This is a genomic window from Brucella ciceri (genome assembly GCF_041930145.1).
In the GTDB taxonomy this organism is placed as follows: Bacteria; Pseudomonadota; Alphaproteobacteria; order Rhizobiales; family Rhizobiaceae; genus Brucella; species Brucella intermedia.
Genome location: NZ_JBHEEV010000001.1, coordinates 188665 through 201106 on the forward strand (window position 1 = coordinate 188665; position 12442 = coordinate 201106).

The window sequence follows — 12442 nt, forward strand, 5'->3', positions numbered from 1 at the left end:
CTTGACAGTTTGTCGCGGTGAGGCTTCACATGAGCCGGATTCTTTTCGCCTTTTCCAGATAAATTGGAATTGGCATCGGTCGTTGTGAGGGGATGCAAATGCTTATTGGTTACAACCGGCTTTTACGGGCCTTTGCAGTCGCAGCTTGCCTTTTGGCAGCTCCACACAGCACGCAAGCCGCCGAAAGTCGGCAGATAGAGATAACCAAAGACAGCGATTATTTCGGCTTCGACCTGCGAACGGAGAAAAATGTCTCCCTTGACCAGTGCAAAAGCATTTGTCTGGGCGACAACGCCTGCCTCGCCTTCACCTACAATCCGAAGGTCAAATGGTGCTTTCTGAAGTCTGATTTCAACAAGCTCAATCAGTCCGTTGGTTCCATCGCAGGCAAGGTTGTAACCCAATCCACAGCAGCCCGCGAAGTTGAAGATATTGGAGCTCCGCCAACTATCTCCTTTTTTGCCGCCAATCTGATTGACGAAGCCCGTCGCTTGAAGCGCGAACTGACTGGTCTCGAAAGCCCCGACAGCCTTCGCTCGTTGAAGAGCGAAGGCGCGTCTGCGGCGTTGAATGGCGACCCTCGCACAGCGATGGAAAAGTTCCGCCTGGCTGTCAGCATGTCCCCCGATGAAAGCGAAATCTGGGCCGGATATGTGCTGTCGGCGCTTGCGACCGAGCCATCCAACGGGCAGGAACGTTCAAAATTCCAACGCGATGCGACGTCCGCCTCCTGGTTTGCCTACCAGACTTCGCGCACCAAGGAGGAGCGCGCGCAAGCGCTTGCCATCATGGCCCAGGCGCTCGAAAAGCGCGATGCATCGCGCCCGGCCTTGCAGGCTTATGAAGCGAGCCTTGATCTCGTCAATTCCGCATCCGTTCGTGCGGCCTATGAAGACCTGAAAGCCCGTAAAGGCTTCCGTATCGTCAACAACACGGTCGATAATGACAATGCCGCGCCGCGCATCTGCGCGCAGTTCTCTGAAGAACTGGTGAAAAGCGGAGTCGACTATTCGAGTTTCGTCACGCTCGACAATGGCGCACCGCAGGCAGTTGAAGCCAAAGATCGCCAGATTTGCGTCGAGGGACTGGAGCATGGCCGCAATTATACGGTGACGTTCCGCCAGGGTCTGCCGTCGACTGTCGGCGAAGTGTTGCCGGCGCCGGTCAATCTTTCGATCTATGTGCAGGACCGTGCCCCATCGGTGCGTTTTACCGGCGACAGCTTCGTGCTGCCTGCCAAGGCGCGTCGCGGCATTCCGTTAGTTAGCGTCAATCTGGATGCAGCCAAGGTCAAGCTCTACCGCGTCGGCGACCGTTCGCTCGCTCAGCTTCTTTCAGGTTATCAATTCCTGCGCCAGCTCGACAGCTACGACATCAGCACGGTATCCGACCAGTTGGGCGCACCCGTCTGGGAGGGCGAGATCGAGGTTGCAGGCAATCAGCTGAACAAGGAAGCCACAACCAGCTTCCCGGTTGATGAGGCGCTGCCCGAACGCAAGCCTGGCGTCTATGTACTGACTGCCGAACCGCTGGTTCAGAAGTCCGATGATGCATATGGCACCAAGGCAACCCAGTGGTTCGTCGTCTCCGACATCGGCCTTTCGACCTATACCGGACAGGACGGCATCAATGTATTTGCCCGTTCGCTGGAAAGCGCAGAACCGCTTAAAGGCGTGAAGCTGACGCTGCTTGCACGCAACAATGAAGTGCTGGGCGAAGCGACCACCGACAGCGATGGCCGTGCGACGTTTACGCCTGGCCTGACACGCGGCATCAACGGCATGGTGCCAGCGGTTCTGATGGCCAGTCAGAATGACGACGATTTCACATTCCTCGATATGGCGCGCGCTGGTTTCGATCTTTCCGATCGTGGTGTGACGGGCCGTGCAGTGCCGAAAGCGCTTGATCTTTATGCATGGACGGAGCGCGGCATCTATCGCGCGGGCGAAGTCGTGCATGTGGGTGCGCTTGCGCGTGACGATACCGCAACGGCGATTGACGATCTGCCGCTCACCTTCATCTTCACGCGTCCCGATGGTGTGGAAGATCGCCGTCTCGTTTCCGACAGCAAACTCGCCGGTGGTCATGCCATCGACCTGACCTTGCCGTCGAACGCCATGCGCGGCACCTGGAACGTCTCAATCTATACCGATCCCAAGCAGCCCGCCATCGCAACGCAGATGTTTCTGGTTGAAGATTTCGTGCCGGACCGGATCGAGTTCGATCTGACGTCCGACAAGCCGGAAATTGCAGTAGGCGAAGCCGCCCATATCACCGTGGATGGTCGTTTCCTCTATGGCGCTCCCGCCGCGGGCCTTGCACTCGAAGGCGAAGTCACGCTTTCCACCAAGCGCCAATGGGACCGCTTCAAGGGCTATTATTTCGGCCTCGCTGACGAAGAACAGGGCGAAGCCACCCGCCTTCCGCTCGATGGTCTGTCGAAGGTCGATGAAAACGGCAAGGCGACTTTCCCGGTTGCGGTCGACGAAATGCCGTCAACGACGCGTCTCGTAAACGCGGCCGTGACAGTTCGCATGCGCGAAACCGGTGGTCGTGCTGTGGAACGCAACATCGACATCGCCATTCAGCCGGAAACCGATCTCATCGGCATTCGCCCGAATTTCGCTGGCGACGAAGTCCCGCAGGGTGGAACCGCGAAGTTCAGCCTGATCGCCTCTGACAGCAAGGGGGATCGCAAGGCGCTTGACGGCGCGCAATGGTCGCTGGTCAAGATCGAGCGTAATTATCAGTGGTATCGCAATGGCAACAGCTGGAACTATGAGCCGGTCACTTTCACCAAGGCGATTGCCAACGGCAAGATCGATCTGAAAACCGATAGTGAGGCTGAAATCAGCCTGCCGGTCGATTGGGGTCGTTACCGCCTGGAAGTCGAAACTGCCGACGCCTCAGGCCCGGCTACGAGCTACGAATTCGATGCGGGTTGGTATGTAAGTTCGACCTCGACCGAAACGCCGGATGGGCTGGAAATTGCGCTCGACAAGGAACATTATGCGGCGGGTGACACTGCAGAACTGAAAGTTTCGCCTCGTTTTGCCGGTGAATTGCTCATCACCATCGGTGCAGAAAAGCTGCTCAAGACCATCACGGCCAGCGTTCCGGAAGGTGGCACGACCATCGATATTCCGGTCGGTGAGGATTGGGGTGCGGGCGCCTATGTCACGGCCACCCTGTTCCGTCCGGGTGAGGCCGCTGAAAGCCACATGCCTGCGCGAGCGATTGGTCTTAAATGGCTGAAGGTCGATCCTGCCGACAAGCAGCTTGCGGTCAAGCTGACCCCGCCTGAAAAGATCGCTCCGCGTTCCACATTTTCCATTCCGGTTTCGGTTGAAAATGCGGGTGGCGAGCAGGCCTATGTCATGGTTGCGGCAGTCGATGTGGGCATTCTCAACCTGACACGCTACCAGCCGCCGAACCCTGAAAACTGGTTCTTCGGCCAGCGTCAGCTGGGTCTTGAAATGCGGGATATGTATGGTCGCCTGATCGATGGTTCGCTCGGCGTAACCGGCAAGCTGCGCACGGGTGGCGATGGTGGCAATATGGCAGCCGAAGGCAGCCCACCCACCGAAAAGCTGCTTGCGCTGTTCTCCGGTCCGGTTGAGCTCGACAGCGATGGCAAGGCGACGATCAGCTTCGACGTACCGCAGTTCAACGGCACTGCGCGTGTCATGGCTGTCGCATGGTCGAAGAAGGCCGTCGGTCACGCGGTTACCGATGTCATCATTCGCGATCCGGTAGTTATCACTGCTGGCCTTCCGCGCTTCATGGCGCCCGGCGATCAGGCAAATATCCGCTTCGATATTGCCAACACGGATGCGCCGGACGGCGATTATCGTGTGAGCCTCGAGACCACCGATAATCTCGGGGTTCAAGTTGGCTCCTATCCTGAAAGCATCGCGCTTACAGGTGGCAAGCGGCAATCGATCACCGTTCCGCTCAGTGCTGTGGCCACGGGTGCCGGTGGTGTGACGATCCGGCTTTCCAACGATGCGGGTCTCAATGTTGAACAGGCTTTGGCATTGCCGGTGCGTCCGGTCGATCTGCCGGTCACGAGCCGCCATGTCGTCAATCTCGCAGCCAATGGCGGAAACCTGAAAGTCGACGGCGGCCTTCTGTCTGAAAGCCTGCTTGATGGTGCCTTTGTCAGCGTCGGTGTCACGCGTAGCGCGGCCTTTGATGTCCCAGCCCTGTTGATGGCGCTCGACCGCTATCCTTATGGCTGCACCGAGCAGACCACCAGCCGTGCCCTCCCGCTGCTTTACTTGAGCGAAATGGCGGCAGGTACCGAAGCGGCGGCGGGTCTGGAAAGTCAGGAAGAACTGAAGAAACGCGTACAGGATTCCATCTTCCGCGTGCTGAACAACCAGTCTTCAAGCGGTTCGTTCGGCCTGTGGTCGCCAGGTTCGGGGGATCTCTGGATGGACGCCTATGTGACCGACTTCCTCACGCGTGCTCGTGAAAAGGGCTATGACGTGCCGCAGCAGGCAATGCTCTCTGCGCTCGCCAATCTGCAAAACGCTCTCGGTTATACAACCGACGTGAAAGAACGCGGTAACGACATTGCCTATGCGCTTTACGTTCTGGCGCGCAACAAGAAGGCATCCGTCGGCGATCTGCGTTATTATGCCGATACCCAGCTTGAAAACTTCGCGAGCCCCATGGCAGTCGCACAGCTTGGCGCAGCACTCGCCCTTTATGGCGATCAGCAGCGTTCCGAACGCGTCTTCGATGCGTCGCTCCAGCTTGCAACCAGCCAATCCAGTTTCGACTATAATCGCTCCGATTACGGTTCGCCGCTGCGTGACGGTGCTGCAATGCTTGCGCTTGCTTCGGAAACCAAGCCTGCGCCGAAAGTGCTGCCGTCGCTCATCACACTGGTCGAGTTCCAGCGTGAAAAGGCGCGTTATCTCAGCACACAGGATCAGGCATGGATGCTGCTTGCCGCACGCGGCCTGCAGGAAGACAATGGCGCAATCAGCCTCGACATCAATGGCACCGCGCATCAAGGCGCATTCTCGGAACGCCTCAATGGTGCAACTCTGGAAGAGCAGCCGCTGATTGTTACGAACAAAGGACAAGGCTCGGTCGACGCAGTCGTGACCGCCGTGGCGCCGCCGGCCCAATCTCTTCCTGCGGGTGGCGAAGGTTTCAATATCGAGCGCACCTATTATACGCTTGACGGTGAACCAGCCAATGTCACCGGGGTCAACCAGAATGAGCGCTATGTGGTTGTCCTGAAAATTGACGATTTGCAGGAATGGCAGTCGCGTCTGCTCGTGACAGACCTGCTGCCAGCTGGTTTCGAGATCGATAATCCGGGCCTCGTTTCCAGTGCCAATCTCGGCAATTTTCCATGGCTTGAAAGCACGCAGGCAGCGCATCTCGAATTCCGCAATGATCGCTTTGTGGCGGCTTTCGACCGCTCTGCAGGCACGAAGAGGCCGATCACACTGGCCTATGTGGTGCGCGCGGTAACGCCGGGTCTTTATACCCATCCGGCGGCCACGGTTGAGGACATGTATCGTCCGCAATTTGCAGCGCGCACGGCAACCGGCATGATGGAGGTGGCTGCGCCGTAAGCAATCCCAAAAGTGGGACCGGCTTTCGGACAAGATCATGGCTAGACATAAATCATGGCCAAAGAGATGAAAAGGCGATGGAAAATAGCCGTTAGCGGTGCCGTGTTCCTCTGCATCGCCGCTTTTGGAACCGTGGTCGGGCTGGACTGGCTCGACCGCGCATATCCACCGCCTTTGCCGGAACGGCTGACCAATTCCACCGAGGTCATGGATCGCGACGGCTCGTTGCTGCGCGCCTATGCGACGCCGGACGGATACTGGCGGCTTAACACCCGGATTGAGGACGTTGATCCAAAGTTCCTGAAAATGCTCATCGCTTATGAAGACAAACGTTTTTACGATCACGGCGGCATTGATTTCCGGGCTCTTGCACGGGCTGCGATGCAGCTTGCGGGCAGCGGCCGCATTGTATCCGGTGGATCGACGCTTTCCATGCAGCTTGCCCGGCTGATCGAGCCGCGCGAAAGCCGCAGCTTCGGTTCCAAATTCAGGCAGTTGGCCCGCGCTATCCAGATCGAACGGCGGCTGAGCAAATCCGAAATCCTCGAACGCTATCTGACACTTGCGCCCTATGGCGGCAATCTGGAAGGTGTGCGCTCGGCGTCATTAGCCTATTTTGGCAAGGAGCCCTTGCGCCTCACCATATCGGAAGCAGCTTTGCTCGTTGCCTTGCCGCAACTGCCAGAACGTCGCCGCCCGGATCGGGAGATGCAGAATGCAGTTGCAGCACGTGATCGTGTATTGAAACGCATGGTTTCGGCGGAGGTGTTTACGGAAGAGGAAGCCGACCGCGCAACGCGTGAGCGCATATACCCTACTCGTCATCCCTTGCCTTCATTGGCCGCCCACTTTGCCGATCTGGCGCTGAAGCAGGCTCCCACCGAAGCACGCCATCACCTCACGCTCAAAAAATCCGTGCAGGCAGGACTGGAAGCCGTTGCGCGGGAAGCCGCAGCGAAACTTGGGCCGAGAGTCTCGGTTGCCATGGTGCTGGCTGACAGCCGCAATGGCAACATTCTGGGCGAAGTCGGTTCCGCTGACTATTTCGATGGCAACCGGCAGGGCTGGATCGACATGACCCGCGCCGTGCGCTCGCCCGGCTCAACGCTTAAACCCTTCATTTATGGACTGGCTTTCGAGCAGGGATTGATTGCCCAGGAAACCATCATCGAAGACCGCCCGCAGGATTTCGCAGGCTATCGTCCGCGCAATTTCGATATGAGCTATCAGGGCGATGTCAGTGTCCGTCAGGCGCTGCAAATGTCCCTCAATGTGCCGACTATCAGCCTGCTCGATGCGGTCGGCCCTGCACGGCTGACGACGCGCATTCGTCAGGCAGGTGTCAGTCTGCAATTGCCGAAAGGTGAAGCGCCGGGACTTGCTATCGGCCTTGGCGGCGCAGGCATCAGCCTGCGCGATCTGGTGCAGCTTTATACTGGCCTTGCCAATGGCGGTCGCGGCACGGCCTTGCGTGATGGCACCGAAAGCTCGGAGCCTGTGCAGCCCTCCGCCCCCATTCTCACCGAGCAGGCGTCCTGGCAGATTGGCGATATTCTGGCCGGTGTCGTGCCGCCGCAAGGGGCGAAACGTATAGGCATCGCTTACAAAACCGGCACATCCTATGGTTATCGCGATGCTTGGTCGGTCGGCTATGACGGCCGTTATGTGCTGGGGGTCTGGGTCGGCCGGGCCGATGGCGGCTCGGTGCCGGGCCTTGCAGGCTATGTTTCGGCGGCGCCCATCCTGTTTGATGCCTTTGTGCGCTCCGGCATCGCTTCCGTACCGCTTCCGCGTGCGCCTGCCGGCGCTTTTCGCACTGCGCGTGCCGATCTTCCGGTGACGCAAATACGCTTTTCATCGGCAAGCGATCCCCTGCCGGTTTTCAAAGCCTCGATTGAGCCTGCGCCGCGCATAGTGTTTCCACCGGATGGCGCGCATGTTGAGCTGAAAGCGCTTACCGACAATGCATCGCCGCTGGTGCTAAAATTGCAGGGCGGGCGCGCACCATTTCGCTGGCTCGCCAATGGCAAACCGATCGCCGAGATCGAACGGAGAAGGACGACAAACTGGCAACCGGATGGAACCGGATATTCGACACTGACCGTAGTCGATGCAGCGGGGCGGGCCGCTAGCGTCAATATTTTTGTTGAATAACGACCTACTGGGCGGCTTCTGATAGCACTGGGTTCTCGGGAGCCTGCTTCTCAAGCGACATGACTTTTAAATTGCCGGAAAACAGGATGCCGGTGATCGGAAGTACCGGTTGCTCGGGCAGTTCCTCATGATGCGTGCTGTCTTTCGGAACATGCAGCTTATGTTCCACGCCCTCTTCAGCACCCGACAGGGTGAGCGCAACATTTCCCCGTGCTTCCAGCAGTTTCGCGCCGTAAAGAAACTCGAAGCTCAGCATCGAAACGAGGAATTTGTAGGTTCCGTCGCGCACGCCTCCCTTCATCATTGCAGCACGATGAACCTCCCCGCCCGTCACCACGTCAAGCGGCGGAATGCGGGGATCGCAGACGTAACCCAACGCAAGCAGCTGTCCGCCCTCAACCTCGAAGCGCATTTTATCCCCGCCAAGATCGAGCGCCGAGATCGAGAAACGGCGATTGCTGTATTGAACAGGAACACGCCCCAGCCGCTTGCACAATTGTTCGCCGCTCAAGGCGCGCGCATTCGCGAAATGGTCTGGATCAATAGCGAATGGCAGTGCTTTTGCGCGATGCGGAACAGAAAGGGCCGGTTCAAGAACATCCGCAATCAAATTCGCAACGATAGTCGTCGAAACCGGTCGCGCGTAATGGCCCTGATCGAGATAGAACGCCGGATTGCCCACGACATCGCGGCCATATTGCTGCATCAGCATTCGGGACACATCGACCGAGATCGTTCCATACCATTGCGAAATATAATTGATGCCCGCGTCGATCGACGGAACTGAATTCAGAAACGAGCCATTGCGAGCGCCAAATACAAGCGTTGCAATTCGCAAATTCGGATTTCGGTCAAGCGCGTAGCGAATGATCCCTTCGTAAAACCGGGCCCAATGGCGGAATGGCCGCCGCTCATCGCCATATACAAAGGCATCGTTGATTGCATATTCAATCAACAGCAGTTCGCAATCTTCGAGTTGTTCGAACTGCTTGAGTTGATAAAGGCCCAGCGCACTCGTCGTGCCCCCCACCGCAAGATCGGCAACAATATCAAGTTCCACACCGCGCCGTGCCATCGTCGACAGAAGAGTGGGCAGATAGCCGGGAAGCATGACGGTGTTCGAACCGCCGATAATTACAGTCTTGAGTTTCATTTCGTCACCGTTGCAGCTTTACCGGCTGGCGTCAGCGCACCGCAACGCCACACACCGTAAGTGCTTGCATCCCAATCAAAATAATAAGCAGCGGCGATCTGGCCGCTATCCATCATCTGTCGAAAGCGGTCGCGCGTCTTTTCGACCAGTTGCTCGCGATTATTGTCATTGGCAGGACAGGCTTTTGAAGTATTGGCAAAACCCCATTCCGTGATCCAGCAAGGCTTGCCGTCCACACCACCGCAAAAAGAAAGCGCATTGTTGATGTGTTTTGCCCGAGCAGCGCGCGTCCCGCTGCTGCCGGGATAGATATGAATACCATAGCCGTCAGCAACGTCGTCCAGACCATATTTCTTCAAAAGATCGGTAAAGGCCGCAGATTCGACAGTGTCTATCCCGCGCCGGTCCGCATCGATGAAAGGGATATCGGACAGGCCAGCAGATATGACTTTTGCCTTTGCGCTGTGCCTGGTTTTCGCCAATTCCGCCCGCACGATGCGCAAAAGTTCGACGTATTTTTCCGCCCCCCTTTCGACCAGAGGAAGCTCCTCCATCTCGGCCAAAGACCGCGCGGTCTTCATCTTCTCCTTGGGCAGAATGGCAAGGTCGCCATTATAGGCGCCCCAGTTGATCTCGTTTCCGGGTTCAACCGCCACAAGAGGCACCCCCAGCGCATCGATCTTCTGCAAGGCATCCGCCATCGCGTTCCGGAACCGCTCAGGAGATATGTCGGAAAGCCGATACATGTCCCATATACGCCCGCGCCCCGGCCGGGGTTTTGTTCCATCCGGATAAAAATCCGCATTGTTGAGCGAGATTTCGAGCAGGACCGCCAGACCCTTCTCGTGGGCAAGGCGTGCGGCATCGATGCTTTGATCGAGCGGTCGGGTGAGCGACAGCCGAACCGCCACTACCCCGTTTTCCACCATCTGATCGAATATCTGCTCGCGCTCGGCGGGCTTGAGCCAGGCCATATTCACCCGGTTGACGCCAAAGCGCGTATCCGCAAGAGCACCGTCGGGCGCAACCGCGAGTAGAACAGCGGCCAAGAAAGCCGCCATTACCCCTTTTCTGCCCCCGATGCTCTCGCGAAGTTTCATCATCGGATACCGATATCTTTCAGCGCGCCGTTAAAGTTGGCCTCGCATTCCGAATAACGGTTGATGGCCGCAGGCACGTCGATCTTGGAAAGGAAGTCGCGCAGGTAGGCTTTCTTCTGCGGCTCGCGGTTCCAGACGCTCGCTTCGATATGCGGAAAACCGACAAAGCCCAGCATCTCGCGCATACGGTCGTCGACTGCGATCATCAGGCCCGGAATACCCGACTGCATGCCGATGATCGTGCCATGGAATCTACGGCTCAGTCCGAAATCCTGGCTGGAGATCCAACTGCGCCATTTGTGCGTGTCGAAGAACACCAGCAGCTCGTTCTTGCGCTGCCATTTTTCCATATGCTTGTAATCGACGGGCGCAGTGATGCGGCTTGCCGCCTGATCATAGGCTTCGGCATGGTCTTCGCTTGCCATGTTCATGTTGTAGACGATCACCTCGTCCTGAATGACATAGCTTGCAACGCTATCCTTTTCGAGCAGCGCGTGGGCGTCCACAATCGTATCGGCAACGCTGCCGAGATAACCGCCAAAGGAGATTTTCTGCGCATCGGCAAGCGTTGGATCGGCGAGGCGGCTCAGCGAGCGTTTCATCTGGTCCGGCGCATAATAAAGCGACGGACAGCCGGTCGGGCGGACATATTTCATGCCCGCATCTTTCAGAAACTCCTCGGTGAAATGCCCGCGCGTGAGGAAGAAGCTTTCCTTGCGGCGCAGAATTTCGAGGAACCGACGCGTGCCTTCGGGCAACTCCGCCTTCAGGTTTTCCTTCTTTTGAATGCCGATGCCCATGACCACGATTGGCATGTTCAGCTTTTCAAAGACGAAGGATTCCGTCGTAGCTGCATAGCCGGGTCGCAAAAGATTGGCGGAGGCAAACAGGCACAGGTCGAAATTCTCATTGAGTTCTGCATAGGTGTCCGGCGAATTGAGGCTGTTGGCCAGATGCCAGAACGGAACGTAGGTCACATCGTGGCCGCGCACTGCGTTGGCCGCGCCCTCACCTATGAGATAATTGCCCGTATTGGCAATCTTCTTGACCTGATCGATCACATCCTTCTTGGTGCGGATGGGCTCGAAATAGGGGCGATGCTTCACTTTTGCCCCGGAAACGCTTTCGACGGTCCGCATCAGATATGACGGGATGCCGGTGATCATTATGCGCATGGTGATCCATCTTCGCTGGAATTAAGGAAACTGGTGAAGAGTGCCTGAGATCAGCCGATGCCGATTTCTGAAAGCACGCTCCGGAAATTGCGTTCTCGCGCCGAGTAAGTTTCGATGACTTCGGGAATGTTCATCGAAGCGATGTGGTCGCTGACGAAAGCCCGCCTGTCGTTGGCCGCGTTGAGATCGCGGGCATCGATCTTCGGCAGGCCGGAGAAATTCAGCATCTCGCGCATACGGTCATCGACAGCGACCATCAGGCTCGGCACGCCCGCCTGCATGGAGATGATATTGCCGTGGAAACGGCGACCGAAAGAAAAGTCCATGGTCGAGCACCAGGCGCGCCATTGATTGGTATCGAGGAAGGCGTGAACACTCACCTTCTTTTTCAGATCGCCCGAGCCCTTATAGGTCAACGGGCCGACAAGTTCGCCCGTGGTGGAGTCATAGGCGCGGCCATTCGCATCCGATTCAAGCTGCATGTCGAAATGCAAGAGCTCATCCTGAACCACGTAAGCTGAACGCCCGTCATCCGAACCGAGCGCGTTCATATCGCCGATGGTTTCGAGTTCCGCTCCCATATAGCCGGTGAAGACGGTACGGCCCTCACCCACCTTCACCTCTGGCAGGCGACTGATCGCTTTGCGCATATTGTCCGGACGGAAATAAAGCGACGGACAACCGACCGGGCGGACATAGGAAAAGCCCTGATCGCGGAGATAGCCGGCTGCATTTTCGCCCCGCGTGAGAAAATAGTGTTCGCGGCTTTTCAGCACTTCCAAAAGCTTCTTCGTACCCGCTGGCAGGCCGTCCTCGCCTTCAATATCGGGGCGGTTCTGGATGCCGATGCCGAGCATCACGACGGGCATATCCAGTTTCGACAGAACAAGCGCTTCTGCATCCGCCGACAAGCCCTTGCGGAGAAGGTTTGCGCAGGTGAAGACGCAGATATCAAACTCCTTGTTGACCTCCTCAAGCCCCGTTCCGTTGTTCACGCAATTGTAGAGGTGCCAGAACGGAATGTGCCTGGCAGACGGCAAAAGCGCTGTCATCGCACCTTCGCCGATCAGATAATTGCCGGTATTGCTGATATTCTTCAGCTCCTGGATAAAATTATCGCGGGCTTCGGAATCCCGCTGCTTTTCCGAATAATAGACCTGCGCCTTATCCGCACGCTGGATGAGGCGAGTGAGATGGCTCGGAATGCCCGTGACGAGGATTCTTGGGTTGGTTGGGCGGCTCATAGGTCGACCTTTCTGGTAT

The 12442-nt window shown here is 57.4% G+C and carries 6 protein-coding genes; 2 read left to right on the forward strand and 4 right to left on the reverse strand.

Features of this window, described 5'->3' with window-relative positions; all coding sequences use genetic code 11:
- Positions 1 to 92 precede the first annotated feature (92 nt).
- Positions 93 to 5597, forward strand: coding sequence for an alpha-2-macroglobulin family protein (locus JNC63_RS00850; RefSeq protein ID WP_241083976.1), 5505 nt, complete (start codon positions 93 to 95; stop codon positions 5595 to 5597).
- Positions 5598 to 5651: 54 nt separating this feature from the next.
- Positions 5652 to 7751, forward strand: coding sequence for a penicillin-binding protein 1C (gene pbpC / locus JNC63_RS00855; protein WP_075041473.1), 2100 nt, complete (start codon positions 5652 to 5654; stop codon positions 7749 to 7751).
- Positions 7752 to 7755: 4 nt separating this feature from the next.
- Here pbpC and JNC63_RS00860 read toward each other — a convergent pair whose 3' ends face one another.
- From JNC63_RS00860 to JNC63_RS00875, 4 genes are read right to left on the reverse strand one after another with little or no spacing between them, the layout of a single operon-like run.
- A complete protein-coding gene (locus tag JNC63_RS00860) occupies positions 7756 to 8904 on the reverse strand; it encodes an SGNH/GDSL hydrolase family protein (RefSeq protein WP_021585665.1) in 1149 nt (382 codons plus the stop codon).
- Positions 8901 to 10007: a hypothetical protein gene (locus JNC63_RS00865; RefSeq protein ID WP_021585666.1), complete on the reverse strand. Its 1107-nt coding sequence runs from the start codon at positions 10005 to 10007 to the stop codon at positions 8901 to 8903. Before JNC63_RS00865 ends, JNC63_RS00860 begins: the two co-directional genes overlap by 4 nt.
- Positions 10004 to 11179 carry a polysaccharide pyruvyl transferase family protein gene (locus tag JNC63_RS00870; protein ID WP_021585667.1) on the reverse strand — a complete coding sequence of 392 codons (1176 nt, stop codon included), beginning with the start codon at positions 11177 to 11179 and terminating at the stop codon, positions 10004 to 10006. Before JNC63_RS00870 ends, JNC63_RS00865 begins: the two co-directional genes overlap by 4 nt.
- Before the next feature lie 50 nt (positions 11180 to 11229).
- Entirely contained in the window at positions 11230 to 12423 is a 1194-nt protein-coding gene (locus tag JNC63_RS00875) for a polysaccharide pyruvyl transferase family protein (protein WP_063620446.1), read from the reverse strand.
- Between the last annotated feature and the right edge of the window lie 19 nt (positions 12424 to 12442).

Coding starts and splice junctions, on each gene's coding strand:
- JNC63_RS00850 (WP_241083976.1), top strand. CDS start 93: ATGCAAATGCTTATTGGTTACAACCGGCTTTTACGGGCCTTTGCAGTC.
- pbpC (WP_075041473.1), top strand. CDS start 5,652: ATGGCCAAAGAGATGAAAAGGCGATGGAAAATAGCCGTTAGCGGTGCC.
- JNC63_RS00860 (WP_021585665.1), bottom strand. CDS start 8,904: ATGAAACTCAAGACTGTAATTATCGGCGGTTCGAACACCGTCATGCTT.
- JNC63_RS00865 (WP_021585666.1), bottom strand. CDS start 10,007: ATGATGAAACTTCGCGAGAGCATCGGGGGCAGAAAAGGGGTAATGGCG.
- JNC63_RS00870 (WP_021585667.1), bottom strand. CDS start 11,179: ATGCGCATAATGATCACCGGCATCCCGTCATATCTGATGCGGACCGTC.
- JNC63_RS00875 (WP_063620446.1), bottom strand. CDS start 12,423: ATGAGCCGCCCAACCAACCCAAGAATCCTCGTCACGGGCATTCCGAGC.